At 35.7% G+C, this 26,523-nt stretch carries 25 protein-coding genes, 1 riboswitch and 1 other annotated feature; of the genes, 19 read left to right on the top strand and 6 right to left on the bottom strand.

The genetic code is table 11. The features are described 5' to 3' along the window. Positions 1 to 192: 192 nt before the first annotated feature. The 3 genes from G5W_RS0110105 to G5W_RS0110095 are packed head-to-tail and all read left to right on the top strand — an operon-like array spanning position 193 to position 1,575. Positions 193 to 522 (top strand): PadR family transcriptional regulator, encoded by a 330-nt coding sequence (locus G5W_RS0110105; RefSeq protein ID WP_010096356.1) that lies wholly within the window; start codon positions 193 to 195, stop codon positions 520 to 522. After that, a complete protein-coding gene (locus G5W_RS0110100) occupies positions 519 to 944 on the top strand; it encodes a permease prefix domain 1-containing protein (RefSeq protein WP_010096355.1) in 426 nt (141 codons plus the stop codon). The genes G5W_RS0110105 and G5W_RS0110100 overlap by 4 nt, the downstream gene beginning before the upstream one ends. Before the next feature lies 1 nt (position 945). Beyond that, complete coding sequence (locus G5W_RS0110095) at positions 946 to 1,575, top strand: hypothetical protein (RefSeq protein WP_010096354.1); 630 nt, start codon at positions 946 to 948, stop codon at positions 1,573 to 1,575. Between the two features lie 298 nt (positions 1,576 to 1,873). Here the strand turns inward: G5W_RS0110095 and G5W_RS0110090 are convergent, their stop codons facing one another. The 4 genes from G5W_RS0110090 to G5W_RS0110075 form a co-directional block, all read right to left on the bottom strand. Continuing rightward, positions 1,874 to 2,458, bottom strand: a complete 585-nt coding sequence (locus G5W_RS0110090) for a tetratricopeptide repeat protein (protein WP_138919016.1) — start codon at positions 2,456 to 2,458, stop codon at positions 1,874 to 1,876. 274 nt (positions 2,459 to 2,732) lie between these two features. Then, positions 2,733 to 3,113, bottom strand: a complete 381-nt coding sequence (locus G5W_RS0110085; protein ID WP_010096352.1) for a helix-turn-helix domain-containing protein — start codon at positions 3,111 to 3,113, stop codon at positions 2,733 to 2,735. A 499-nt stretch (positions 3,114 to 3,612) separates the two neighbouring features. Then, positions 3,613 to 4,227 carry a hypothetical protein gene (locus tag G5W_RS0110080; protein WP_010096351.1) on the bottom strand — a complete coding sequence of 205 codons (615 nt, stop codon included), beginning with the start codon at positions 4,225 to 4,227 and terminating at the stop codon, positions 3,613 to 3,615. A gap of 23 nt (positions 4,228 to 4,250) precedes the next feature. After that, the gene (locus G5W_RS0110075; protein WP_010096350.1) at positions 4,251 to 5,321 is read right to left on the bottom strand and encodes a hypothetical protein; all 1,071 of its coding nucleotides are present in this window, start codon (positions 5,319 to 5,321) and stop codon (positions 4,251 to 4,253) included. A 1,060-nt stretch (positions 5,322 to 6,381) separates the two neighbouring features. Here G5W_RS0110075 and G5W_RS22805 point away from each other — a divergent pair. The 10 genes from G5W_RS22805 to G5W_RS0110020 all read left to right on the top strand — a co-directional run bounded on the left by G5W_RS22805 (position 6,382) and on the right by G5W_RS0110020 (position 15,664). Continuing rightward, entirely contained in the window at positions 6,382 to 6,966 is a 585-nt protein-coding gene (locus G5W_RS22805) for a lysozyme inhibitor LprI family protein (RefSeq protein ID WP_010096346.1), read from the top strand. A gap of 300 nt (positions 6,967 to 7,266) precedes the next feature. Continuing rightward, the gene (locus G5W_RS0110060) at positions 7,267 to 7,620 is read left to right on the top strand and encodes a lmo0954 family membrane protein (RefSeq protein WP_010096345.1); all 354 of its coding nucleotides are present in this window, start codon (positions 7,267 to 7,269) and stop codon (positions 7,618 to 7,620) included. A 153-nt stretch (positions 7,621 to 7,773) separates the two neighbouring features. Then, complete coding sequence (locus G5W_RS0110055) at positions 7,774 to 8,418, top strand: PspA/IM30 family protein (RefSeq protein ID WP_010096344.1); 645 nt, start codon at positions 7,774 to 7,776, stop codon at positions 8,416 to 8,418. A 91-nt stretch (positions 8,419 to 8,509) separates the two neighbouring features. Then, positions 8,510 to 9,235: a cell wall-active antibiotics response protein LiaF gene (gene liaF, locus G5W_RS0110050; protein ID WP_010096343.1), complete on the top strand. Its 726-nt coding sequence runs from the start codon at positions 8,510 to 8,512 to the stop codon at positions 9,233 to 9,235. Then, the gene (locus G5W_RS0110045) at positions 9,232 to 10,272 is read left to right on the top strand and encodes a sensor histidine kinase (RefSeq protein ID WP_010096342.1); all 1,041 of its coding nucleotides are present in this window, start codon (positions 9,232 to 9,234) and stop codon (positions 10,270 to 10,272) included. Before liaF ends, G5W_RS0110045 begins: the two co-directional genes overlap by 4 nt. Next, the gene (locus G5W_RS0110040) at positions 10,269 to 10,901 is read left to right on the top strand and encodes a response regulator (protein WP_010096341.1); all 633 of its coding nucleotides are present in this window, start codon (positions 10,269 to 10,271) and stop codon (positions 10,899 to 10,901) included. Before G5W_RS0110045 ends, G5W_RS0110040 begins: the two co-directional genes overlap by 4 nt. A 276-nt stretch (positions 10,902 to 11,177) precedes the next feature. Beyond that, positions 11,178 to 11,741: a PepSY domain-containing protein gene (locus tag G5W_RS0110035; protein ID WP_010096339.1), complete on the top strand. Its 564-nt coding sequence runs from the start codon at positions 11,178 to 11,180 to the stop codon at positions 11,739 to 11,741. Positions 11,742 to 12,048: 307 nt separating this feature from the next. After that, positions 12,049 to 13,806: an ABC transporter ATP-binding protein gene (locus tag G5W_RS0110030; protein WP_272941571.1), complete on the top strand. Its 1,758-nt coding sequence runs from the start codon at positions 12,049 to 12,051 to the stop codon at positions 13,804 to 13,806. A gap of 280 nt (positions 13,807 to 14,086) precedes the next feature. Continuing rightward, positions 14,087 to 15,109, top strand: a complete 1,023-nt coding sequence (locus G5W_RS0110025) for an STAS domain-containing protein (protein ID WP_010096336.1) — start codon at positions 14,087 to 14,089, stop codon at positions 15,107 to 15,109. Positions 15,110 to 15,142: 33 nt separating this feature from the next. Continuing rightward, positions 15,143 to 15,664, top strand: a complete 522-nt coding sequence (locus G5W_RS0110020) for a DinB family protein (protein ID WP_010096334.1) — start codon at positions 15,143 to 15,145, stop codon at positions 15,662 to 15,664. 91 nt (positions 15,665 to 15,755) lie between these two features. On the opposite strand, the gene hpaB is transcribed toward G5W_RS0110020, so the two are convergent. Further along, complete coding sequence (gene hpaB / locus G5W_RS0110015; protein ID WP_010096332.1) at positions 15,756 to 17,195, bottom strand: 4-hydroxyphenylacetate 3-monooxygenase, oxygenase component; 1,440 nt, start codon at positions 17,193 to 17,195, stop codon at positions 15,756 to 15,758. A gap of 253 nt (positions 17,196 to 17,448) precedes the next feature. On the opposite strand from hpaB, the gene G5W_RS23765 reads away from it, so the two are divergent. The 5 genes from G5W_RS23765 to G5W_RS0109985 all read left to right on the top strand — a co-directional run bounded on the left by G5W_RS23765 (position 17,449) and on the right by G5W_RS0109985 (position 21,401). Further along, a complete protein-coding gene (locus tag G5W_RS23765; RefSeq protein WP_010096331.1) occupies positions 17,449 to 17,622 on the top strand; it encodes a hypothetical protein in 174 nt (57 codons plus the stop codon). Between the two features lie 2 nt (positions 17,623 to 17,624). Next, positions 17,625 to 18,260, top strand: a complete 636-nt coding sequence (locus G5W_RS0110005; protein WP_010096329.1) for a DsbA family oxidoreductase — start codon at positions 17,625 to 17,627, stop codon at positions 18,258 to 18,260. 177 nt (positions 18,261 to 18,437) lie between these two features. Beyond that, positions 18,438 to 18,589, top strand: a riboswitch (cyclic di-AMP (ydaO/yuaA leader). Between the two features lie 165 nt (positions 18,590 to 18,754). Continuing rightward, positions 18,755 to 19,999, top strand: a complete 1,245-nt coding sequence (locus tag G5W_RS0110000) for a cation:dicarboxylate symporter family transporter (RefSeq protein WP_010096325.1) — start codon at positions 18,755 to 18,757, stop codon at positions 19,997 to 19,999. 112 nt (positions 20,000 to 20,111) lie between these two features. Continuing rightward, positions 20,112 to 20,320, top strand: a binding site (T-box leader). A 45-nt stretch (positions 20,321 to 20,365) separates the two neighbouring features. Continuing rightward, entirely contained in the window at positions 20,366 to 20,842 is a 477-nt protein-coding gene (locus tag G5W_RS0109995) for a GNAT family N-acetyltransferase (RefSeq protein WP_010096324.1), read from the top strand. A gap of 244 nt (positions 20,843 to 21,086) precedes the next feature. Continuing rightward, positions 21,087 to 21,401 carry a hypothetical protein gene (locus G5W_RS0109985; RefSeq protein ID WP_010096323.1) on the top strand — a complete coding sequence of 105 codons (315 nt, stop codon included), beginning with the start codon at positions 21,087 to 21,089 and terminating at the stop codon, positions 21,399 to 21,401. Between the two features lie 67 nt (positions 21,402 to 21,468). On the opposite strand, the gene G5W_RS0109980 is transcribed toward G5W_RS0109985, so the two are convergent. Further along, positions 21,469 to 22,869, bottom strand: a complete 1,401-nt coding sequence (locus tag G5W_RS0109980; RefSeq protein WP_010096322.1) for a purine-cytosine permease family protein — start codon at positions 22,867 to 22,869, stop codon at positions 21,469 to 21,471. A gap of 400 nt (positions 22,870 to 23,269) precedes the next feature. On the opposite strand from G5W_RS0109980, the gene G5W_RS0109975 reads away from it, so the two are divergent. Beyond that, on the top strand, positions 23,270 to 26,467 hold the full coding sequence (locus G5W_RS0109975; RefSeq protein ID WP_010096321.1) for a DEAD/DEAH box helicase: 3,198 nt from the start codon (positions 23,270 to 23,272) through the stop codon (positions 26,465 to 26,467). Positions 26,468 to 26,523: the final 56 nt, after the last annotated feature.

The raw sequence follows: 26,523 nt of genomic DNA, 5'->3' as shown, positions 1-26,523 counted from the left end.
TTTACAGAGTTAGGGATATCACATGCTACATAATAGACCGAGGATATGATTCAAATGAGGAAAGGCTGGGACAAGGGACCTGTCCCCATGTTCCCCAAAAATTACTTTGACACGCAGAGTACTTTGTATTACAATTACTCTATCAGATAGAACTCTACGTGACAAAGTACTTTATGAGAAAGGAGTAGCGGCTTGATTAGAAGTGATATTATACGAGGGCATTTAGATTCCATCATATTGAGGTTAATAGTTGAAAAGGATCGATACGGCTATGAAATATCAAAGGAGATTAGCCAACGTACAGATGAACGATTTCAAATAAAAGAAGCTACATTGTATGCGGTATTCCAACGATTGGAGAAAAAGGAATTGATTGAATCGTATTTCGGTAATAAATCCAAAGGTGGTAAAAGAAAGTACTACAGGATTACGACATTAGGTAAGGCTTATTTTAGAGAAACGGTTGAAGAATGGAAGGAAATGAAAGATATTATTGACATTTTTATGGAGGGATTCAATTGAAAAAGTTAACCCAGCATGTGAATGATTTATTTAAGGATGTTCCTGAAAGTGAGAAGAAAACGATTATTGTGCAAGAGGTTCTACAGAATCTTGAAGAAAAAGTCTGGGACTTAATGGAACAAGGAAAAGAGGAAGAAGACGCAATAAATAAGGCGATAGTTGACTTCGGGGATATTGAGGAACTTAAAAAGGAGCTTGGAGTTACAGCCCAATCAACGGATGAACACTCCAAAAAATTAAAGAATAGTAAGCTGAATTTAGAATATTCGATTTGGGGAAGTCTGCTTCTGATAGGGCTGTTTGTCTTTATTAATTTCTATTATTCTCCACAAGTAATCTGGTTTGTATATCCGACATTTGGAGTGCTTTGGTGGCCGTTATCGATGTATTATCGGTATTCCGGATTAAAGAGAGGTGCGTAACATGAGGTATGAATGGCGTTTTGTGATGGCGGGTAGTGCATTAACGATTGTGTTTTTAATGGTAGTTAATTTCCTAACTACTACGCATTATCCATGGTTTATTTATCCAAGCGTTTTACTATTGTTGTTGCCACTAGGTATTTATTCTTTAATAGCGAAAAAACAGACTCTGTTCTCGTTGGTTGGAAGTTTTGTATTATCTATCGTTTTATTATTGGAAAACTATATCAATACACCCAACTATCCGTGGTTCTTATACGCTGTTGCTCCGCTAATCTTATGGCCGGTTCTTGTTTTATTAGGAAAGCGAAATGGTAGTATGCTAGTTGCGGCTACTATAAGTATTTTATTTATCTTATACTATGTCTTATTAAACATTTATTTAGCACCATCTTATCCATGGTCGATATTCCCTGCATTTGTCATTCTGTGGTGGCCATTATCCGTATTCCATGCGAAACGAAAATCTTATTTTGCTTTCTCGATACAAGCTACTTTATTTATCAGTCTGTTTTTCATCAGTATTAATATATTTTTCTCGCCAACGGAAATCTGGGCTATTTATCCTATCTTTGCGGTGTTATGGTGGCCTTTGAGTATGTTTTATTTTAATAAAAGACGGAGTGCCTAACCATTCGAGGGGGTATGATGAATGAATAATGTTATAAATGGAGAAAAATAAAACTCCTATAAAAATACAGATGAACTTAAATGAAAAACGACATTGAAAACACGAAATGGTTGTTAATGTCGTTTCTCAGGTTTTTAATTAGAGACTATTTTTATATGAAAAGTCATTTAGCTATGAACGGGGTTTGTCAGTTAACGGTTCAGGAAGTTTATCATCTGCGCTATTGACGAAGCTAGATGGGAATATAATGCTAGATGAAAATAATAAAATAATAAGTAATTTACTCTTTCTACTCAATTTATATTTCTCCTTTGTACTGTTTTTTTAATAGGAGATATGCATCCTTATATTTCCTTTCCTTTTCAAGATAGTTAGCCAACAATAGGACAAGATCAGACACAGATTCACAATCATGTCTCTGTTCATAGAAAGGAATAGCAACCTGGTTAATATAGGTTGTAAGGTTATATCTCTTAGTTGTGTCCACAATACATTCCAACGATTTTAGTTTTATAAGATATTCCTTTATATCATACTTCTCTGCTAATCTTATCCCTTTCAATACCCATTCTTTCGCATCTTGGAGCTTTCCTAACATAATATATTCCTTAGAGATTAAGTAATAGGTACTTGGTAAAGCATGCTTATTTTCCTCTTCTTCTATACTTCTGAGAAAATAATCAATAGCAATTTCATATTGTTCTTTCTTGGAATATACTAAACCAATATTATGATAGACTTTGGCCAGTAAGGAAAAGTCTTTACTTATATATGCTTGTTCGATAACTTTCTTATAACAATCAATTGCATTATCGTATTCTCTCATCTTTCTATAATTTACACCTAAAAGTAAATTACAATTAATACAATAATCATATTCCATCTTGCTATGAAAGATATCTAGAGCTTTATTTAAATAATAAGAAGAGAAGTACAATTTATTTAATCTACTATATACTAATGCAAGTTGATAATATATCTCTTCAACCTTTTCATTACTAATGCACTTTTCTGCATTCTTATAATATAGTAGGGATGTTTCTAAATTTCCATAAAAATAGTGAAACAGACCGCATGTTCTATAGAAAAAAGAAGACGTTCGATCACCTAGATGATTTTTAAGAGATTGTACTTTTTGATAGTGCAACGAGGCATTCTTAGAATTTATTTTTTATTAACGACATTCGTAAATGAAACAATTCTAATACCAAATAAATTTCAGGATTATTACTATTCGCTGCAATAGTGGTGACTTCCTGGTAAATCTGCTCTATCATGCCTGGATTTCTATTTCGAATATATTTATTAAATTCATTAATCTTACTACATAAAGTAGTTATTAAGCTATCGTTATCCTTAATATCTAAAATACTTATGTTTAATCTATTACATAATAGTGTCAGTAATTCTTCGCTGGGTTCTACAACACCATTCTCAATCTTACTATAGTATGAAACGGAACATATACCATATGATATTTCAATTTGTTTTAATTCTAATCTCTTACGATAATATTTAAGTTTTTTTTGATTAATCATATATTAACACCCCTAAAATTATCAATTATTACTAACTATCATAATAAAAAAAGTCTAAATAATAAAGAGGTATTCTATATAATTCAGTAATAAAAAACATATTTATTCCTAAGAGCTAGTTTGTTAAACCAAACTTATCATAATTATCGCAAGTATTTTTCATTTTATACATATAAAAATACTACCAACTGGAATTATGAAAAATTGCCTTTTCATGCAAAGGATCTGGAAGTAGCACGACGCACTTGATTCCAGTTAGTAGCAAGGATACTTCTAATTATATAGTAAGATAGTTTATTTCATGGTACAGAAGCTTTTTTCAAAAGTATGTTTTTCTTTTTCTTCCTCAATAGGTACTAAATAAGCCAAAGTATGAAAAATAGTAGATGTGGCCTGATAATAATGTAGTAAATCAGAATTAGCCATGCATTAAAATTGACCAACTAGGAAGGAATTGAAAAAATGCTCCGTTCTTGACAAGAATATCTTCCTCGAAATACTATGGTTGGCTACTGCTTACTTTTGTGAGATAATTTACTTGTTTTTTCGGAGTAATTGCTGTTCCACTATGATGATCACGTCCCCAGAAAGAGTTCTTTGTTATATCCCAATAAGTGTTGCTACCATAAACTCTATAATTATGGAATTCATAAACAAACTCAACTACTCCGTCACATCTCATGGAACTAATTTCATTAGCTGATACATAACTACCTGCAGTACCTGTATCATAGTACATTTGATATGCCAAATTGTATGAAATGTTTTCCGGTCCAAGACTTCTTGCGGTTGCTACAAATAGATCACGGGCGGCTGAGGTAGGACTTTTATTTGGCCTGTATACTCCTTTGAAATTATTGCCATCCATGAATTTACTCCAGTCATCTGCCTTGACTTGACTACCTGTTCCAGGTGCATGGGCAACAGGCTTATAATTTGTTCTTGTACCTTGTACCATCATACCCGCGTGCCAATCCAAACCAAAGAATACACCATCTCTGTAAACTGCATATCCTTGTTTTCCAACTGCTGCGTCTATTGGTGTAAAAGTAAAAGATATACACAACATAATAGTTAATATACTGATTATTAACTTCACAAATTTCTTATACATGTAATCACCTCATCCTTTAAAAATTAATCCAGCCATTTTTCATTACCTGGTAAACCATTTGCGTCAATATACTCAATTACCTGTATAATTCTATCTCTTAATTGTACATCCTTAACCTTTTCTGAAATTTCTTTTAACGGATCTATAAAATCTAAAATTGGATGCATTTCCATAGCTGATAAAACAAATTCAATATCTTCCTTTTCTGGATTATCCTCCAGCATTTCTAATAGAATCATATAGTGTTGATCAATTGAATAAACCTTTAATTCCCTATCTATAAAATTGTTTGTCATAATTCTCTTTATTGCACTTTCACTTTGTAAGTCTGTTACGGAGAAGAATGCAGAGTCCTTAATATATAAATCAGGATTTGATTCTAATAGTTGGAAACTGATTTCTAAAAAATTCTTTTCTAGTTTTTCATATTCATATATTTCCTGATTCATCTCTTTCAAATGATCGGATGTAGCCTGTAGGGCAGCAGATAATTTATCATTTGAAATAGTATCCTTCTCATCAAGTAGTTTTTGAGCAACTTCGAATCCTGCAGTAGAATCGACTTTACTTAAAGACTTTAGACTATGAAAAGCTAATAAATCATCATTATTAGCTATCAATTGCCTCAGTAACTCGATATCGCCTTTGGCAAATTTACCTTGAGAGACAATTCTAGTTTTCACTCTCTTATCAATGTCTTTATCCTTAAGTATATCCTTTAGCTCATTACTAACAGTTTGGTTTTCATTCTTATGAAGGTATAAATCTACTATTGTTTCTCTTAGGATAATCGTATTTGATTCATCTTTAATATGGCCCAATAAATCTGTATCTTTAAATTGATCTTTTCTATCAAATAATTCCGAGACAAATGGTATTAGAATATTTATATCCCCTGAAGGTGTTATTTCTCGAGATAATTCATTGATTTTAACTATTAGCTCTTCATTGCTAGTAGTTTTTAATTCTGACATTAATACATCCTCATCCTTTGATAACAGTTGCTGCAAGGTCCCATTTTGGGCTCCTACTACAGTTGCAGATGCAACTATTAATATTCCGACCATTAGCAAAATAATTTTCTTTTTACTCATCCTAATCTTCGCTTCCTTTTATTTTTTGTATAAAATACAAAAGAAAATTTAATTATTGACCTCCTTTTATAAAAATGATGTAAATTCCTTTTTATATGGAAATTATTTCTATAATAAATTATATCAAGTCGGCATATGCTTGTGTTTGGGAAAATAGGTACTGGAATCTGCGAATATTGATAGTTTTGACAAGATGTGACGTAAAATATGGAAATTTTCGACATAATAATTGGGGGAGGTGGTACTAACTCTAATTAGATAATTATAATATGGAAAGACCGAATTATTTAGGGAAAATATGTTTAAAGTTCAATTGATGTATTGTGAAGGTTTCGAAAAAATAAAGCTAACTAGAAAGTTCTAGTTAGCTTTATTAAAGTAAAAACATAGTTAATAGTTGCCACCCAGATATACCGAGTGGAATTATTGATACTATTTTTACCCATTTTATTTTTGTAATAAAACCAATTATTAAAGTTATCAATCCAAGTAATAGTAAACCAATGATAAATAAAAGCGTCATGAAACTTTCACCCCTTACATTAATTTATTGAAAGTTTTTAACCTAAGAATCCTAACTCTTCAGACAATAGGATAATGTAAGGTTAACACAGGTTTCATACGTTGAAAATAAATAACTTTCGACAATTACTATAAAGAGAAAAATAATTACGATACCTAAGATATTTTTAAGAATGAAGAGAAGTAACTATTGGGAAGGATGTACTAGATAACAGTGATGCTGTAACAGTGTTGGATTATTGGACTTTTAGACTTAAGAAAATGATAAAATGGTGAAATCGCTCTTTAAGCACCGTGATATCTTCGGATTGGATGTATGAGGGGGGGTATCTCTGTTAACCCTACCAATGATCATCGAGACGATATACTACATGTAATTAATTATATAACAAACGGAATGGTTCTAGTCTAATGGTATAGTGATTACTCTATCTAAAACAGTAAGCCTAGGTAAACATTAACGAAGATTTATAATATTTTTTATGAATTTGACTCGTCTGTTATAATAGATGGAGTTTCTAACAGGGAGGATATATATTTGAAGAAGTTACTAGTAATCATACTACCATTTCTATTTGTAGTGGGATGTGGTGTTGACAATTCACCGACATCAGAAAATCCTACATCTAGTACTCACGCGTCTAATGAAGCAGTAAAAGTAGAACAGGACTCTGAAAAGGTTAGTCAATTTCTAAGCGAAGAACAGAACGAGAATACGAATGAAGAAGTATCGAATACAGGTTCCCTGAATGATAAAACAATCATGACTAAAGAAGAATCTCTTAAAAAGTTAGATGATACAGAAGAAAGCGTAACAGAATTAAAAGAAATAGCCGAAAATGGTAATCAATCAGAAATGAATAAGGCACAGGACGAAATCTACCAAATATGGGATAAAGCTATGAATGAAGTATATAGTGAACTAGAATCTCAACTGTCGAAAGAAGAAATGGATGTCTTACGTGTTGAGCAGCGAAAGTGGATAGAGGAGAGAGACATAGCGGCAGAGAATGCATCAGATGAATATATGGGTGGCTCTTTGGCTCCATTTGTTTATTCCAAATCACTCGCTGAGTGGACAAAAGAAAGAAGCTATACATTAGTAAACAATTATATGAATTAATCGGAATATGTTTTAAACATTAGAAGCGCTTGGGAAATCCAGGCGCTTTATTTTGTTTTCTCCCAAGTTATATGTACCGAAAATTCCAAGTAAACCAGAAGTAAGCGCATCTGTAATCTATGTGACCGCAATTTTACCTTTTCCAATACATTATTAATATCCCGTATCAATAGTCACTCTGCTAGAAAGCCTTATGTAGATATACGCCTTAAGTCCTACTGGAAAATATAGCTGAGGCTCATTATCCAAAAACGCTTTTCTCGATAAGATTAAGACATGATAAAGAAAGGAGGCAATTGCATGAGAAAATTTATGCTATTTGTAGGAGGGTTAATCGCCCTGTTTGTTTTATTAGCAAATCTTGGACCAATGGTTTTACTAGGTCTTAGCGCATGGTTGCTTTACCTCGTATTTAAGAAGTTTGTAAAGAGTAATTCGGTTGCAGGTAAGATTGGCTGGGTAATTCTAGGGTTACTAATCCTAGGAATTGGTTTTGCTAATATTTATGCAGTCTTAGGTATCGCAGCGGGATTTGCTCTGTACTGGATTTTCAAAAACTGGAAAAAGAAAGAACAAACACCAATAAAATCTTCTTCTGATGAAGATGATCCATTTACAAACTTTGAGCGTCAATGGGCAGAATTAAATAATTAATTTAACTTAAGCTGTGACAGATGCGGCTACGTTGAGCGAAAAAATGAGAAAGATGCTCCCACCGCGAGGGAACATGGTCCTGCCTGCGGCAACATAGTTCCACACCCCGCCCGGGCCATGCATAAAAATAAATTTAAAAGGAGAGACCCAATAATGACAAATATTTTTACACGTATTAAGGACTCAATAGAAGCGGATTTACACGATCTATTAGATAAAAAAGAACAAAAAAATCCTATCGGCGCATTAAACCAATATTTACGCCAGGCAGAGCAAGAAGTAGAAAAGGTGCGAAAGCTTATTGAGAGGCAATATAAGTTGAAAGATGAGTTTTCCAAAGAATATTTAAGGGCTACAGAAATGGCTGAAAAGCGACAAAAGCAAGCCGTTATAGCTGAAAAATCTGGAGAAGAGCAAATGCACGCTTTTGCACTAAAAGAGCAGGAAGAGTATCAAGCTCGCGCAGAGAGAATGAAAGCTTCCCGTCAGGAAGCAATCGAGCAATTAGAAGACCTAGAACAAAAATATGAAGAAATGAAACATCGAATTAAAGATATGCGTCTACGTCGAATGGAGTTAATGGGTCGGGAAAACGTGCTTCATGCCAATCATCAGATAAATAGAGTGATGGAAGAGGTATCGGATAAACCATTTTCAAAGTTTGCTGAGATGGAACGGTATATCGATAATCTTGAATATAAGGTCAATAGTGCATATTATAAAAGTACATTTGACAGTAAAATTGCCAAATTAGAAAAAGAGATGCAAGAAAAGGAAAAACAAGCTAATCAATCTTAACGAAAACTAGCCAAAAAATGGTATACTACTGACAGGCTCAAGGTTAACCCTGAGCCTGTGTAACGTTAAGAAGTTAGGGAGGATTCTTACGATGTTCAAAAAACTGAAAACTGATACTTTTAACTGGATAGTAATCGTAGGAGTAATCCTCCTTATTTTTGAGATAATATTCCATTTTGGCGGAGCGATAATTCCAGCGGTCTTTTCTGCCATATTTGCCTATATTGGATGGAAAAACTTCCAACATTTATGGGGCAAAGTGTTATTTGGAATATTCGTCATTTTCTTTGTTTTTTCCATATTAAATCTATGGGCTGTCCGCTTTCTAATTGTCGTGGCTATCATATTATGGCTGAAGGATTATTCTGAATCCAAAAAGCGTAAAGACTTTGAACCGAATCTTCCTAGCGATGTTATTCATCAAGATAAGCTTGTGAAAATAAAACCACTCTTTACGAACACATTTTTTGATGATGTCCGAACAGAGGATATAGCTTATCAATGGCGAGATGTTAATATACATGGTGTATTTGGCGATCGGGTAATTGATTTAAGTAACACGGTACTTCCGAATGACACGGCGATTATCTCGATTCGCCATTTAATTGGGAATATTGAGATTTATGTACCTTATGAAGTAGAGGTTAGTATTCATCATAGTTCTGTGTTTGGTAGAGCATTTATCTTCAATGAAGAAGATAGGAATCTTGTAAATAAATCACTACTTTACCAAACAGAAAATTATGATACGACCTATCCAAGGGTGAAAATCATAACCTCTTTATTTTCCGGTGATATTGAGGTGAAGCGGATATGATGACAGTTCTTCGCCATATGATGATCGGAATTATGTATAGTTTGGTATTGGTCGTTTTAACGGTTGGGTTAAGTTTAATCATACAAGAGGATTTTAGTTGGGCTAATCTCCAGGAGATGAAGATTGGTGATGTATCTTTTCTCGTAACAATTCTTGGTATTGCAGTTATTTCAGGTTCGATGATGGGCATATCTATTGGTTGGTATTGGAAACAGCGAATCCAATATATGGACCGAAAACTGGATAGCTTAGTTAAAGGTCAAAATATTGATACAGAAGCCGATACATTTAAAGAATTGAACAGCCTTACACAAAAAATGAGCCAGCTACAAGAAAAAATTACAAAACAAGCAGAGCTTTTTCAAAATCTTGCAACGAAGAGAGCAGAAGAAAGAGAGCAAAGTCTGCAAGAAATTGTCATACAAGAGCGTAATCGCTTAGCTAGAGAGTTACACGATTCGGTCAGTCAGGAATTATTTGCAGCATCCATGATGATGTCTGCAATTAATGAAACATCCAGTAATATGAGTGATATATTAAAAAAACAGTTACAACTAGTTGAAAATATGATTCAACAATCACAGTTAGAGATGCGAGCGTTACTCTTACATTTGCGACCTGTCGCATTAAAAGGGAAATCGCTTGTAGAAGCCACAGTTGAATTACTAGTGGAATTGAAGCAAAAGGTACCAATGGAAATCACTTGGAAGGTTGAGGATTTTAATCTAGATAAGGGTGTCGAGGACCAACTTTTCAGAGTGTTGCAAGAATCAGTATCGAATACATTACGTCACGCGAAAGCCACTACGCTACATATCATGTTGGTGAAACGAGATGATATAGCTATTTTACGAGTAAAGGATAATGGTGTTGGCTTTGACATGAGCAAAGTGAAAGCAGGATCATACGGGCTACAAAATATGCAAGAACGCGCATTAGAGGTTGGCGGAACCATCAAGATTATTTCGTTACCTAATGAGGGAACACAGTTAGATGTTAGAGTTCCAATTTTACGGAAGGAAGGTGAACAGAAGTGATTAGAGTCTTGTTCGCAGATGACCATGAGATGGTACGTATCGGTGTATCAGCATACCTTTCAGCACAACCAGATATTGAAATCGTAGCGGAGGCAAGTGATGGTGCCCCTGCAGTTGAGCTAGCATTAGAACTGAAACCAGATATAATTCTAATGGATCTTGTCATGAAAGAGATGGATGGAATTGAAGCAACAAAAAGAATTATAGAGAAATGGCCAGAAGCTAAGATTATTATCGTCACAAGCTTTCTAGACGATGAAAAAGTATATCCAGCACTTGAAGCTGGTGCGACAAGTTATATGTTAAAAACATCTAAAGCGGAAGAAATAGCAAAAGCCATTCGTTCCACACACGAAGGGCAATCTGTTCTAGAGCCGGAAGTAACCGGGAAAATTATGACCAAAATGCGTGAAAAGCCTGTCGTACATCTCCATGAACAATTAACCGACCGTGAAATGGAAATTCTTCTGTTAGTGGCACAAGGGAAATCCAATCAAGAAATCGCTGATGAGTTATTTATTGCATTGAAAACAGTTAAAGTGCATGTTAGTAATATTTTGGGGAAACTTGAGGTGCAGGACCGGACACAGGCTGTTATTTATGCATTTAAACATGATTTGGCGCAGTAGCGTATTAAAGTAATAGGGACATAGTGTATATTAAGGCACTGTGTCTCTGTTTTATATTGGTTTTTAATAGCCCTTTGCCCCTAGGGTTAAAAGAATTCGGAATAGAATGATTTAACCTGTAAATTTTTGTATAACCTAAGGCCTAAGTGCTTGTAACACCTTTTAACTAAATCTATTTGACTTAACTCTTATTTCTCATCAAATTCTAATCTTAATTTCCTTATTCTCTTATTTTTGCAGGATATAGTGTAGATAAGAAGATAAGGAGGAATTATGATGAATAAGAAATTAATTACTGGTGTCGTAACGGTGGGGCTACTATTAGGCGGTACAACAATGGTTGCAGCTAGCATGAATGAGAATGAAGTGAATGATGTACAGAAGGAGGGCGTTGTTAAGTCGGGAGTTGTTGTTGATAAGGAAGATTTACTTTCTGTAAAGGAAGTCCAAAAGATTGCTCTATCTGAACAAGATGGATATGTTGAAAGTATAGACTTAGAGAAGGAACATGGCCGTCTATACTATGAAGTAGATATCGAACAAGGTAATAAAGATTATGAAATTGATATTGATGCTTCGACAGGAGAAGTATTAACAGTAGATTTTGATGATGACAGTATGGAAGAGGAAAAAAGTGAGTATAATTTTGCAGACTTCATCACAGTGGAAAAGGCCAAGGAGATTGCAGTAGGAGAACTCGGTGGAAAGGTAATAGAAATCGAGCTGGATGAAGATGATGGTCGTTATGAATATGATCTAGAACTCAGAACAGATGTTGGCGAGGCGGATATTACACTTGATGCTGTGACAGGAGAAATATTAGAAGTAGAGATAGATTAATCAATTGACTGTTATAGAAAAGGTGCACTTTCCAAAGTTAAATTGATATTGAATAAATTACACAAATCCATACGTCTTCTTCATACGGTGCTTTTTCGTAGGGAGAAGACGTTTTATGTTGGTATGAAGTTTCCAAGTAACTTGAATTCTGAAAAAGTGATATGGCCTTCAATGGAACACGGGAAGAATTTGGCCGTTTACTTGTACCCTCTTGCAATAAAATAATGATTTCACGCTGGTGCATTTCTTGATATACAGTAAAATGAAGAGTGGATGAATAAAAATAAATTCAGCACTAGTTTGAGGAGTGATAGTCTGCAATGGAAAATCAGGCGCCAGTGGAAAAAAGGGGTTAAAACCCTTTATTTCTTTAATTTTATCGACAAAAGTACCAAGGGTAGCATTAATATTTGGTTTATTAGGAAGTATAATTACGATGATCGTTGGACTTTCTATCCCATTACTGACGAGAGAACTTGTAGACGGCTTCTCAGTAGAAGCATTAAGCGTCACACTTATCGTTATTATTTTCGTTGTGTTTATTCTACAAGCTATAGTTGATGGGGTATCCACCTATCTACTAGCTTATGTAGGTCAAAAGATTGTTGCCAGACTGCGTGAGAAAATGTGGTTTAAACTCATCCGTTTACCAGTGAGTTATTTTGATAAACAAGCTAGTGGAGAATCTGTGAGCCGGGTTGTAAACGATACTGGAATTGTAAAAAATTTGATAACACAACATTTTCCACAGTTTATTACGGGAATCATCACAATCATTGGTGCAATTGTCATCCTAATGATCATGGATTGGAAAATGACATTATTAATGTTAATCGCGGTCCCTGTAACGTTTGCCATTATGATGCCACTCGGAAGTAGAATGGCAAAAGTATCCAAAGGGATGCAAGATGAAACTGCGTCATTTACAGGTGGCATCCAACAAACGATTAGTGAAGCACGGCTAATGAAATCCTCAACAGCTGAAACCGTAGAAGAGAAAAAAGGATTAGCTGGAATCGAAAAATTATATCGTTATGGATTAAAAGAAGCGAAGATTTTTGCAGTTATTGGTCCATCAATTTATACGATTATGATGCTAGTTATTGTTGCTATTATCGGCTATGGTGGAATTCGAGTTGCTGAGGGTTCCATGTCGACTGGATCACTCGTCGCTTTTCTACTCTATCTCTTCCAAATCATTTATCCAATCACATCATTTGCGATGTTCTTTACAGAGCTGCAAAAGGCTAAAGGGGCAACAGAACGAATTATAGAGATATTAGAAATACCAGAAGAACCAGGTCAAGTGGGCATCCACCAGGATATTGCCAATCAAATAGTTCATGTTAACAATGTATCATTCGCGTATATGGAAGATGAGCCAGTACTAAAAAATGTCAGCTTTGAAGCCAAGCCTGGTGAAATGATTGCCTTTGCAGGACCAAGTGGTGGAGGGAAAACAACCCTATTCAGTTTACTTGAAAGGTATCATGAACCAACAGAAGGAAAAATACTAATTGGTGATACACCAATTAGTACGTTATCTATGCAATCATGGCGTAGTCAAATTGGCTATGTTTCTCAAGAAAGTGCGATGATGGCTGGGACAATTCGTGATAATTTAACGTACGGATTAAGTAATGCGGATAGTATAACAGATGAACAGCTATGGAAGGTTACGGAGATGGCTTATGCTGACACATTTATTAAAACGTTCGCCAATGGTTTAGATACGGAAGTCGGCGAACGTGGTGTAAAGTTATCCGGTGGTCAACGTCAACGGATTAATATTGCTCGTGCATTCCTCCGAGATCCAAAAATCTTAATGCTTGATGAAGCAACGGCTAGTTTAGATAGCCAATCTGAGCACGCTGTTCAGGAAGCTTTAACTCGATTGATGGAGGGGAGAACAACATTCGTTATTGCTCATAGATTATCAACCATTGTTGATGCTGATAAGATTATTTTTATTGAAAAAGGAGAAGTAACGGGAGCTGGAACCCACCAGGAATTAATCGAATCTCATGAACTCTATCGTAAGTTTTCAGAACAGCAATTAACATAAGAGAAGCTGTGGGGATAATCCCATAAGCCTTATTTAGGAAATTGTAGTCTATCTGTTTTAGATGCATTATTTAGCATTAGTTGGTGCAGGAATCCAACTAATAGACCTCTCTTTAGCTATTCTGCTGGAGAGGTTTTTTCTTTTTATCGTTTACACTGTTATAGGTACAAGACTAAATATAGCTATAAGTCTTCCCATTCATCACCTATTGCTTTAATATTTATTCTAGAGATATTGTAAAATTTAAAAATATAAATGAATATTGTAGGAGGAAGCTAGATTGTCAAAGCAAGAGTTAAGCATCAATATTGGTGGACTAGATTTCGATTGGGAACTCGAAAAGGGCTTACTTCAATTCGAGAATGATGATGCAGTTTTATTCTGGATTGACAGTGCTATGAGTGTATTCTTGGATGCTATCGAAGAGATTTCTGGGGAGGAAACATTCCACCTAGTGTTAGAAACTACTGGTTTTCGACAGGGCTTGGTAGTCGGAAAGTATTTCCAAAACAAAGATGTATCGGTATCAGAAGCTATCCATACAATCACAAATACATATGCTGCAGCAGGTTGGGGTAGATTTACAATTCAGGAGCTTGACTTAGAAACACGGAATGTAGTCATGGATCTAAAAGATAGTTGGGAATCTAAGGTACATAAAACAAATAAAAAGCGTGATAAGGACGTACTACTTCCTGCCCATTTTGCAGGAATATTCACGGCCTTACTTAATACTAATATGGGCTATGAAGTAGAACGTTATCAACTTCAAGGCAATCCCTCGAGTATTGTTCGTTATTTTCCATCTAATATAACTGTTTCTGATAATATACACCGCCTTGCCAGAAAGAAAGAACTGGAGGAAATTAAAAAATTAGAATCTCTTGTACAAGAGAAAACAAGGGAATTAGAAGAACTAGTTCAAAAATTATCTTCTCCGATTATCCCAGTTCTTGATGGAATAGTCGTTATCCCGCTTTTGGGAAAATATGAAGAGAAACGAGCAGAAGAATTGGTGAAGAAGGTATTAAATAACATACCTAACTATGATGCGGATTATTTGGTCTTAGATGTAACAGGGCTTGATGCAGACATCAATGAATCGACTATACGAATGATAGATGATTTACGGTCAGGAATGCCCTTGATTGGATTAGAAATAATTTTGGTAGGGATATCGCCTAAATTAAGCAGAGAAATGGTTAATTTGGGGATAGACATGTCTGATGTAAACTCCTTTCATTCGTTACAGCATGGAATTTATCATGCATTAGGAGAGATGGGAAGAAATATAGATAAATAGAAGATAGAAATGTAAGAAAAAGGGGGAAGTAATATGAATTTTAATTTTCAAGAATCGATACAGATCTTAGAAAAGACACCCCAGACACTACATTATTTCCTAACTAATTTATCTGATTCTTGGCTCCATTGTAATGAGGGGGATGGTACATGGAACCCAAAAGAAGTAATAGAGCACCTCATTGAAGCGGAGAAAACAAACTGGGTTTCAAGAACGGAAGCAATTCTTGATCCGGATAAAGATAGCCACTTCGAACCATTTAATCGATTTTCTCATCTTAATCAAAAACCAAGATCTATTGAAGAAAGTATAGCAGAATTCCAATCGATAAGATTTAACAATCTGAATAAACTTCGTACCATGGTAACTTCAAGTAGTGACTTCGATAAAGTAGGCATTCATCCGGAGTTAGGTCCAATAACTCTAGGACAATTAATTTCTACTTGGGTTGTGCACGATTTAACACATATTACCCAAATTGCTCGGGTAATGGCTAAAAGGTATAATGATGATGTTGGACCTTGGTCCTCTTACCTTAGTATTTTGCAGAAGTAACAAAAGGTGAAGGAATAATCTCCTTCACCTTTTGTTAAATAAAAAAATCCTAGGTTAGACCCAGGGATTCATTTTTAACTAGTCTAAAGGGTTAATCTATCTCTAAAAACTGCCTAACCCGTTTTACATATGGTTCTTTCTCATACGTTTGATACAATTGACTAGTCAACTTGACAGGATCACCATAGTAGTAACGCTCATATTGAACTTCCCTGGTTCCAAAAGCACTCATAGTAAGATCCCACGCTAAACGAAATAGTTTCACCCGTGTCATCGCATCATCCGATTTAGAGTGTAAGTAAAGATTAAGATCCTTCTCGATATCTGATTGGAATGCCTCTTCAGTAGGAATAGAGACTATTCCACTTGCACATATTTGTTGGATAATTTCGCTGAATCGAGTATATACTTTTGGAAAAATATTGCTGGCAACCTGTAGTGTTCTTTGATTTGGACGCATATATCCCCATTCATCCAATTTAGCTTCGATTTCAGATTTTAGGACCAGTGCTTTTAAAGTTTCCAAAGCGATGATAATTTCTGATACCTTTTCCTGTACATGCAAGTACTCACCGATATTTATGGAATCTATAATAGTTTGGACCAAACCTAAAACAAATTCCGTCTTGATTATTTGTCTGGAAATAGCTTGATGTAGTGAATATGGAAAGAACGAGCTCTCTGCCGCAAAGGAATTTGAAACTAGCAAATTATCATAATAAAAGACACGATCCCACGGAACAAGAACATTATCGAATACAACAATCGTGTCCATTTCCTCATAGCGTGAGCTCAATGGATAATTAAAGGTGGATTCACCTCCAACAAAAGATTCCCTACAGATAAATTTTAACCCATCATGATTACTAGGGATTGAAAATGCAAATCCATTAGCTTTATCTTGGATGCCTCCGGCTGAAAACACAGCGATTTCATCCGTGATGCCTCCTCGGGTTGCTAATAATCGTGCACCTTTTATAATGATTCCTTCGCTGTTTCTGTCTATCACCTTAGCAGCAATTGGTTCATTTGTATCTTCTAAGTAAAATTGTGCTCGATTCACTTGTGGATTGACGAATGTATGTGTAAGAGATAAGTCATTCTCTCTTGCATACTCATAGAAAGAAATTAACCGCTCTGGAAAGCAGTTTTCTTTGCCTCTTAAAAACTCTGCGGATGATGCAAGTGCCATTAATACGGTATTCATATAGTCTGGACTTCTACCCAACATACCATTACTTGAAATTGCCCATTGCTGAGTCATCATTCTTCTTTTCACAAGATCCTCTTTCGTTTCTGGCTGTAAATAGGAAATTCCAACTTGATCTCCTGTCAGAGGAGAGGAATATATCATTATATCCTTTAACGACTTATCATGTTGCAAATCATATAATGTAGCTTGGCTCTCAATTACTCCTTTGAATGCTGTATGCTCCGAGACTTTTCTTCTTACTGGTTTTCCATCCACCCAAAGGTTTGTTTTTAACTGGTCAATTCTTTCAATATATTCACTTCCTGTGATGGCAGGCATTTGATCACTCCTTATATAGGGAAGGTTTATCAAATTGCAAAAGATATGTGATAGTTTATTAGGAATATCTAAAGATGTTCCATAATAGGGTATTGAAAATTTAAGCAATATTATCGTGGGATGTATTTGTCTTATTGGCGAATGGAAGAAGGTTTATTATCATTTGGATAATAAATAACCCTTCAGTTCAATTATTAGAAACCAATCGATAATTCCCATATAATGAATAGTAAATAAGAAGGAGGAATATCTGATGTCGAAAGAGAAGTTAGCCAACAAGGAAGCGTCATCTGAAGAGAAAAATTCTACGGTGAAATGGATAGACATGAAGGAAATAAAAGAAATTAGTTTAGATAATTCCTCAGGATTTGTTTGTGATATAAATACTGGTATTTGTGGTCCAGTAAATAATAGAAAAGAGGATTAGTAATGAAAATAACCATTTGGTCAGATTTTGTATGTCCATTTTGTTTTATTGGACAATCCCATTTAGATAAAGCATTAGAGAACTTCGATCATCGAGATGATGTTGAAATAGAATATAAAAGCTTCTTACTGATGCCTGATGCAGAGTACATTCCAGGACAGGATTATGCGCAAACATTTGCGGGTATGAAAGGAATTCCGCTTGATCAGGCGAAAACCATGCTTCAACAGGTGACAGACATGGCAAATCAATCAGGCGTCCCGATTCATTATGATAAAGCTAAATTAGCTAGCACGTTCGATGCCCATCGTGTATTCCAATATGCAAAGGAAATAGGAAAAGGGAATGAATTCTTCTCCCGTCTATATGTTGCTCATTTTACAGATGGTGAAGTGATAAGTGATGAAGACACTATTGTTCGCTTGTCTGAAGAAATTGGACTTGATGGTGTCGAAGTTCGAAATATCATTCAACAAAAGCAGAATGAGGAAAAAATCAACCAGGAAATATCGGAAGCTCGTAGTGTTGGTGTACAAGGTGTACCATTCTTTGTAATTAACAATAAATATGCTGTTTCTGGTGCGCAACCTGCAGAAGTATTTAGTCAAGTCTTAGACAAGGTATGGGCTGAAGAGTAAGTGGTGCGTTCTTTCTTGTCATATGAGAATAACTAACACATTCATAGCGAATGTGTTAGTTTTTTAGGAAGGAACCTCTATCCAGTAGTGAGACAACTTTATAAAAAAATGGTAATTTTTTGCATGGAAATCATTATTAATATACAAAAAGGGTATAGTAATGATAAAATAGACAAGGTTGTTCTATTGCTTAATCTTAGTAAAGAGCGGGGGACCCAATGATTTATGCGGAAAATTTCCGCTTTAGGTGAATTCTTATCAGAAGGGGCTTATCGTTTCCCATAGTCCTAACCCGAAAGCTAACCTCGTAAGCATTGTAGTGGAAACAGAATGATAGAATTTTGTATTCGGCATTGGCCGTTTTTTTATTTTTTGTACGAAAAACTAAGCATGTTGCTAAAGAGTATTTCTTATAAATGGAAAGTTTACAATATCTTCTTGTTTCCTTACCTGAGTAAGTTCACAAATTTAGTCATCTGAAGGTGGGGTAATGAATGAAAAGGCTTAAATTAAGTTTAGCAAGTCAAATTTTTATTGGTCTAATTTTAGGTATTATTGTCGGTGGAATCTTCTATGGAAGTGAAACGGCACAAGATGTTTTACAACCATTCGGCGATTTATTTATCCGTCTCATTAAAATGATCGTTGTACCGATTGTCTTATCTAGTATCATTGTTGCGATAGCAGGTGTAGGAGATATTAAATCAGTCGGAAAACTTGGTGCCAAATCACTAACCTATTTTATTGGCATGACAATGGTTGCTGTAGCGGTTGGCCTTCTAGCTGGAAACATTTTTCAGCCAGGAGCTGGTTTAAATATGAACGAGTTGGAGCAAACCGACATATCAACTTATGTTGATACATCGGAAGAGCAAGAAGGGAAGTCCGTTGTGGATACACTTCTTCATATTGTTCCGACTAATCCAATTCAGGCAATGGTTGAAGGAGATATGCTTGCAATTATATTCTTTGCCGTTGTATTTGGTCTTGGAATTGCAGCAATTGGGGAAAAAGGAAAGACAATACTGCGATTCTTCGAGGGTATGGCGAATGCCATGTTCTATGTAACAAATTTATTTATGAAGTATGCACCAATTGGTGTTTTTGCGTTAATAGGTGTAACCATATCTAGATATGGTTTTGAATCGCTTATACCACTTGGGAAACTAGCAATAACAGTATACGGAACAATGATTTTCTTTGTTATTGTTATATTAGGGTTAATGGCGAAAATAATTGGAATTAATATCTTTAAATTATTAAAAATGATTAAGGAAGAGTTAATTCTTGCCTTTTCAACATCAAGTTCTGAGACCGTGCTTCCGAGAATAATGGACAAGATGGAAGTGGCGGGCAGCCCGAAACATATTGCATCATTTGTTATTCCAACTGGTTACTCGTTTAATCTAGATGGATCCATTTTATATCAAGCCATTGCTTCCATTTTTATTGCTCAAATGTATGGTATCGATTTAAGCATAGGACAACAAGTTACACTGATGCTCGTCTTGATGATTACATCTAAAGGGATGGCAGGAGTACCTGGTGTATCCTTTGTCGTGCTATTAGCTACGTTTAGCACCATTGGTTTACCAGCTGCAGGTCTAGCATTTATTGCTGGTATCGATCGTATACTCGATATGGGACGTACAGCGGTAAATGTAGTCGGTAACTCTGTTGCTGCACTTGTAGTGGCAAAATGGGAAGGACAGTTTAAACCAATCGATGAATTAAAATAATGAATGTATATAAAAAAGCTCTCTACTATTAACTAGTAGAGAGTTTTTTATATTAATTGAATTTTAGAGGATTTCAGGTTATCATTTATAGAAATATTTTCACGAAGAATAAATAAAAGTTAGGATAGGAATTAGTAGTTACTTATCTCCCTGTGATAGAGAGCTGATGGTGGTGAAAATCAGTACAAAGGTAGGAGCGAATTACCTCCTGGAACTTTCTTTATGAACATTGAAGTAGTAAAGAACGGACGGACCGTTATCCAGAATGAGTGGGAGTTTATTTTCATGCAAGGGTGGTACCACGTTAACCACGTCCCTTTTATATAGGGGCGTGTTTTTTATTTATAAGAGGAGGGAGAAATCAGTATGGATATATCTATTCGTAATGCCAAGCAATCAGATTACGAATCATTGTTGCCTTTATTTAGGCAGGTTCATGAATTCCATGTATCTGTGAGACCAGATTTGTACAAAGAGAATCCCACGCCTGTTGAACAAGGTTTTTTTGAAAGCCAATTGAGTGACGACAAACAGCATATTTTTGTTGCGACTATAGACAATGAAATAGTTGGGGTTGTTGTGACAAAGGAAGAAGAAATAACGGAAAATACTTTTGTTAAAGAGAGAAATGTCTTATTTATCAAGAGTTTATGCATTGCTGAAACACATCGAAAGAAAGGTATCGGAAAGAAACTCACAGCATACGTCTTTGACTTTGGAAGAAGCCTCGAAGTTGATAGTGTTGAATTGGAGGTTTCCGAGAGAAATGCATCTGCCATTGAATTTTATCGGTCAATAGGGATGACAACGAAGAGTAGAAAAATGGAGATTATATTGAAATAGTATAATTACCACTCTGATTTACCGTTCATACAAGCTTGTATTCCTTCCTCCTGTTATAATGTAAGGATGCTATAACTTCATAGGAGTGACAACTGATCATCTCCTATATCTTCTACTAAATTAATACTGGAGGAAGCTGTGCGTAACTTAACTTTTATATTCATAATTTATGCCACCTATATTAGTTTAGGCTTACCTGATTCTTTATTAGGGGTTGCATGGCCTGAGATGGTGACGGAACTTCATGTTAACTGTTGCTTTTGGAACAGGTAATGTTTTATATGGTGGATTCATACTTATTGGTCTAGGTTGTGCAGCAATATTCCCAACCATGATGCACGAAACACCAAGAAGGTTTGGGAAAAGGAATTCGAGCACCATTATTGGACTTCAAGTAGCAGCTGGTTATGTTGGAATAACTCTACTGCCTCCGTTGTTAGGGGTATTCTTTCAAAGTTTCACTATGAATATTCTACCAATATTTTTAGCTGTTTTTGTACTAATCCTGCTTGTTGCAACGATTGTTATTGAGAAGGGGAGAACCAAAAATATAGTATAAATTTATTGTCCTCCTGATAACATTACAAAAAATAGAACTTCCAATCTATTTGGAAGTTCTATTTTTATTAAGCGATATAATCTTCTTTATCTATATCAGTCACTTCTTTACGAACGTAATATTTTCCTTTGGTCATAACAGCTAAAATAACGGTTAGAATTGTGGCTAATATTGCTGCAAAGAAGGCAGCTGTACTTTGTAAAAATTCACCGATAAACCCTAGCGCAGCAATTGTTCCTAACACACTAGAAACAATTAGAGCTGTAACCCCAACCGGATTCCATTTATAGAGATTATGTTGTCTAAACTCATAATAACCAGGACCAATCTTAAGTAGTTTCTTAACGACTATAGCATCTGTTACTAAAATAGTTGCCCAAGTCATGAGGAACACCCCTTGGAATGTCATCGCTAATTCTAAATGATCGACAATACCGCCAAGCATTAGAACAATCGCGGCCACTCCAGTAACGACTACCCAAAATCTTCTACCGGGTGTGAATTTAAAGACGTTTTCAAAGAAATTGGCTAATGATAGTGAACCACTATAAATATTGGTTATGTTAATTCGGACTTGTGTTAGCATGGTGAACAGTGCTCCCCAGAGACCGAGTAATAATACGATGTATACTCCAGGATTCGGCTCTCCTAAACGAACTCCAAACCAAATTCCGAGCCCACCCATTACGCCAAAACAAAAGATTTGTGGAATAAAGCCAATAGCAAAGATACCAATTTTTGTATCCCTTGGTTTAAGATATCGTGCATAATCAGATGCAAGTAATGGGGTTAGTCCCATAATTCCATGCTGCATACCGATACATAATAAAAGTGCGGTTCCGCCAGCTTGTACCCCTTCTGGCATATAAGACCAAAATCTACCATCATATTCAGATGGTGTAAGTGCAGCCATAACAATGGCAGCGATTAGGAACACGAAAAATAGTGGAAGAGACCATTTTTGTAGTTTGTCTAACTGCTTAATTCCAAACCAATTAAGAGGAATTACGATTGTTCCGAAGAAGAGGATTAATACCCATTCTGGAATGACGGGGAAAAATTCATGTACTGCGACAACCAGGATCATACCTTCTAATGCACAATACATAATAAAATTTGTAGCGTAGATAAACGATGTTAATGATGCACCGATATAGCCAAATCCACCGCCTCTGGATAAAAGATTTACATTCATTCCCGATTTTGCAGAAAGGTAAGCGATGAATGTACCTAAAATTCCAGCAACAATAATGGCATATACTGCTGAGATAATTGCGTTAATTGCTCCAAATTGAAGTGCCATGACACTTCCCATTTGAAAATAAAATATTGCTGTTGCGATTCCAAATGTAATATTTGTGATACTGAGCCATCCCATGTTTCTCTTATCTCTTGGTATCCTGCCTAAAGAATAATCATCTCCAGTATCTTTGGAGGTATGATTTTCTGTGATGTCAGTAGAAACCAAAACATATCATCTCCTTTTGTGTAATACTTCACATAATCCGTCTATAAAAAATATCACAGCATGTAAACGAGTGATTACTTTAAACAGAAAAGTGACTATTTAACCTTATCATTTTTTTTTGCCTTAGGCAAACTTGATAAGTTACAGTCAATGATTATAAAGACCCATAAACTAGGATTACGAAAGGATAGCTCGTTCTATCGTAAGAATGTTCTCTTATCTGGCGTATTGCTTGTTTATATCATTCTTTATTTGCTCGTTAATACCGAAATTTGTCATAGAACTACTTAGAATCTTTGCGATATAATGTAGTGGCAAGTTTTTAGGCTACATGGTAAATTTGAGAGTAGTGAATAGTACGTGTATTTAATTATCTACCAGATTAGAAGGAGGCGCCCTAATGCAAATCAAACTAAATCAAAAAATGATCAGAGAACGGTGTGGGGCTGTCTCCTTTAAAAGAGGGGAAGCCTTTTATCGTAATAACAAAGTAGTCATTGATGCGGTAACCGATGATTCTTTAGATGCAACAGTTAAAGGGCCAGAGAACTTTTTTGTTCATCTCGAAAAAAATAATAGTGGATTTACAGCGAGTTGTAGCTGTCCGACACTTTCTTCTTTTCAAAAGGAATGTCAGCATATTGCGGCAGTGCTAATGGCATGGCAACAACAGCTCAAACATGAACAGGCAGATGAAGCAGTTGACTTCGGACAACCGAATGGAGACTTGTCGGATGGTATTTTAGAATTATTTGGGACTTCTGTTCCAACACCCAAAAGCGGACAACAACGCCATTTTGAAAATAGAGTGGTGCTCAAGTCATCATTTCGTTGTATAGTGGTTACTAACGAGCTAGGGAATGCTATGTTTGGGATTGAAATGAGGATTGCTGCACAGAAAATAGAGAATATACGTGATTTCCTTACCCATGTAAGCGAGGGTACTAGTTTCCACATTACCGATAAAATTACGTATAATCCAAACGAATATTGCTTTGATCATGATTCAGATGCAGTTATCCAGCAATTGATTCGAGTCATAGAGGACGAAAAAATGTACAACGGATCAATAATGGAGAACGATCAAATCGATAAAGCCATCCTCCCTATACCAGCATCCTTTTGGAAAAAAATAGAGCCTTTATTAGTACGTGCACCACAAGCATCGCTACAATATGGTGGAGTTAATTACCCTGTTTTTCAAGTAACAGATGAATTACTCCCTTTACAATTCGTTTTTACTAGTTCAGAGGATAATGGATATCAGTTGGTTATTAACGGATTAAAGGATACCTTGATATTAAAGGAATATGATACAGTTTTGGCTGACGGAAAAGTAGTTGTAGTTAATAGAGGCGATGCGGAACGCCTATTTGAACTAAAGCGAATGATACATGCATCTGGTACGAACATCCTCCCAATACCCGCCCATCAATTGAAATATTATATGGAAAATCTAATGCCTGCTTTGAGAAAATTAGGAGAGGTTCATATATCCAGCGAATTAACGGCGGAGATTCAAAAAACTCCCCTACAAGCAAAGCTGTACTTAGATCGTGTGAAAAATCGTTTGCTTGCTGGCTTAGAGTTTCATTATCGAAATGTTATTATCAATCCATTAGATCTTGATCGACCTATGGAAGGAACAGTGATTATCCGTGATATGGAGAAGGAAGAAGAAATTCTCCAGTTAATGAAAGAGAGTATGTTTAATGAGACAGACAGTGGCTATTATATTCAAAATGAGGAATTAGAATATAACTTCTTACATCATGAATTACCTAAGTTACAGAAATTAGTACAGGTCTATGCAACAACCGCAGTTCGGTTGCGGATATTACCGAAAACTACTATACCTAAAATAAAGGTTAGACACTATCGGGAGAAAAATCACTTCTTAGAATTCACTTTTAAGATTGATGGAATTCCAGAAGAGGAAATAAAAGATGTTTTAGCAGCACTAGAAGAAAAACGTAAGTATTATCGACTACGGGATGGCGCTCTTTTTTCATTGGAAACGAAAGAGATGGAAGAAATCAAGCGATTCTTACATTCCGTCCCAATAGAGCCTGATGAATGGGAAAGATTCGAGGTTCCGATTGTAGAGGGATTACGATTACTAAATTCTATCGAATCTAGTGAAGCCGTATCACTTGAAGAATCCTTCCGAAAGTTTCTAGCAGATATACAGCATCCTGAACGATTATCTTTTGATGTTCCAACACAACTGGAAGAAGTGTTACACAACTATCAAAAACATGGATTTAAGTGGATGAAGGGACTTGCTAGCTATGGATTTGGCGGAATTCTAGCAGACGATATGGGACTTGGAAAAACAGTCCAAAGTATTGCTTTTATTCTATCTGAACTACCAACGATTCGCCAATCGAGAAAAACTGCATTGATTGTCTGTCCTTCGTCTGTGACGTATAACTGGCAGAGTGAGATGATGAAATTTGCCCCAGATATACAAATGTTGATTATGGATGGTGTGAAAGCAGAACGGGAAAAGCTACAATCCAATATCGAGGACATCGATGTTCTGATTACAAGCTATCCTTTACTACGAAGTGATGCAAGGTGGTATGAAAAGCAGGATTTCCATGTTATTTTCTTTGATGAAGCACAAGTATTTAAAAACCCACTCACCCAAACAGCTAGAGTAGTGAAAAAACTACAGGCGAACCACCGTTTTGCTTTAACCGGGACACCAATGGAAAATGCCTTAGAAGAGCTTTGGTCCATCTTTCATGTCGTATTTCCAGAGCTATTCCTTGGCTTAAGAGAGTATAGTGAATTAACGAATAAACAGATTGCACGGAGAATTCGCCCCTTTATGCTACGCAGGGTAAAGGAGGATGTTCTTGGAGAGCTTCCAGAGAAAAGAGAAGTTATTGATTCTACTGAATTACTAACAGAACAGAAAAAGCTCTATGCAAGTTACCTCGCTAAATTAAGACATAAAACATTAAGACATTTAGATAAAGATACAATTAGAAAAAATCGGATAAGAGTCTTAGCTGGTCTTACTAGATTACGTCAAATTTGCTGTCATCCAGCCTTATTTGTCGATAACTATGAGGGTTCATCTGCTAAATTCGAACAGCTATTACGAATAGTGGAAGACGCTAGACTTTCGGGGCGTAGGTTATTGATCTTTTCTCAGTTTACGAAGATGCTCCATCTCATTGGACAAGAACTTACCAGTCAAGGTATAACTCATTTTTATCTGGATGGACAAACTCCATCCGAAGAAAGAGTCGAGCTTTGCGATCGGTTTAACACTGGCGAGCGTGATATTTTCCTTATTTCGCTTAAAGCAGGAGGGACAGGACTTAATTTAACAGGCGCAGACACCGTTATTTTCTATGATAGCTGGTGGAATCCAGTGGTTGAAGAGCAAGCTGCAGATCGTGCCCACCGTATGGGACAAAAGAAGAATGTACAAGTCATCAAGCTAGTAGCTAAAGGAACTATTGAAGAAAAAATGAACCAACTACAAGATAGAAAACGTCATTTAATAGAAGAAGTAATAGACCCAAAAGATGTCAAAACCATCACCCTGACAGAAGAAGACATACAAGATTTGTTGAGCTAGGGATACGGGGACAGGTCCCTTGTCCCAAGGATAAATTCCACGCAAAGAATTACTTA

Origin of the sequence: Ornithinibacillus scapharcae TW25 (assembly GCF_000190475.1) — a bacterium.
Taxonomy (GTDB): Bacteria; Bacillota; Bacilli; order Bacillales; family Amphibacillaceae; genus Ornithinibacillus; species Ornithinibacillus scapharcae.
The sequence above is the reverse complement of the archived record's forward strand: the minus strand, read 5'-3'. Positions and strand labels throughout refer to the sequence as shown.

Bases quoted from the DNA above. Each gene is read 5' to 3' on its own strand.
- G5W_RS0110005 (WP_010096329.1), top strand. From the start codon at position 17,625: ATGAAAATAACCATTTGGTCAGATTTTGTATGTCCATTTTGTTTTATT.
- G5W_RS0109975 (WP_010096321.1), top strand. From the start codon at position 23,270: ATGCAAATCAAACTAAATCAAAAAATGATCAGAGAACGGTGTGGGGCT.
- G5W_RS0110080 (WP_010096351.1), bottom strand. From the start codon at position 4,227: ATGTATAAGAAATTTGTGAAGTTAATAATCAGTATATTAACTATTATG.
- G5W_RS0110035 (WP_010096339.1), top strand. From the start codon at position 11,178: ATGAATAAGAAATTAATTACTGGTGTCGTAACGGTGGGGCTACTATTA.
- G5W_RS0110085 (WP_010096352.1), bottom strand. From the start codon at position 3,113: ATGATTAATCAAAAAAAACTTAAATATTATCGTAAGAGATTAGAATTA.
- G5W_RS0110055 (WP_010096344.1), top strand. From the start codon at position 7,774: ATGACAAATATTTTTACACGTATTAAGGACTCAATAGAAGCGGATTTA.
- G5W_RS0109985 (WP_010096323.1), top strand. From the start codon at position 21,087: ATGTTAACTGTTGCTTTTGGAACAGGTAATGTTTTATATGGTGGATTC.
- G5W_RS0110075 (WP_010096350.1), bottom strand. From the start codon at position 5,321: ATGAGTAAAAAGAAAATTATTTTGCTAATGGTCGGAATATTAATAGTT.
- liaF (WP_010096343.1), top strand. From the start codon at position 8,510: ATGTTCAAAAAACTGAAAACTGATACTTTTAACTGGATAGTAATCGTA.
- G5W_RS0110090 (WP_138919016.1), bottom strand. From the start codon at position 2,458: ATGGAATATGATTATTGTATTAATTGTAATTTACTTTTAGGTGTAAAT.
- G5W_RS0110060 (WP_010096345.1), top strand. From the start codon at position 7,267: ATGAGAAAATTTATGCTATTTGTAGGAGGGTTAATCGCCCTGTTTGTT.
- G5W_RS0110000 (WP_010096325.1), top strand. From the start codon at position 18,755: ATGAAAAGGCTTAAATTAAGTTTAGCAAGTCAAATTTTTATTGGTCTA.
- hpaB (WP_010096332.1), bottom strand. From the start codon at position 17,195: ATGCCTGCCATCACAGGAAGTGAATATATTGAAAGAATTGACCAGTTA.
- G5W_RS23765 (WP_010096331.1), top strand. From the start codon at position 17,449: ATGTCGAAAGAGAAGTTAGCCAACAAGGAAGCGTCATCTGAAGAGAAA.
- G5W_RS0110020 (WP_010096334.1), top strand. From the start codon at position 15,143: ATGAATTTTAATTTTCAAGAATCGATACAGATCTTAGAAAAGACACCC.
- G5W_RS0110095 (WP_010096354.1), top strand. From the start codon at position 946: ATGAGGTATGAATGGCGTTTTGTGATGGCGGGTAGTGCATTAACGATT.
- G5W_RS0110045 (WP_010096342.1), top strand. From the start codon at position 9,232: ATGATGACAGTTCTTCGCCATATGATGATCGGAATTATGTATAGTTTG.
- G5W_RS0109995 (WP_010096324.1), top strand. From the start codon at position 20,366: ATGGATATATCTATTCGTAATGCCAAGCAATCAGATTACGAATCATTG.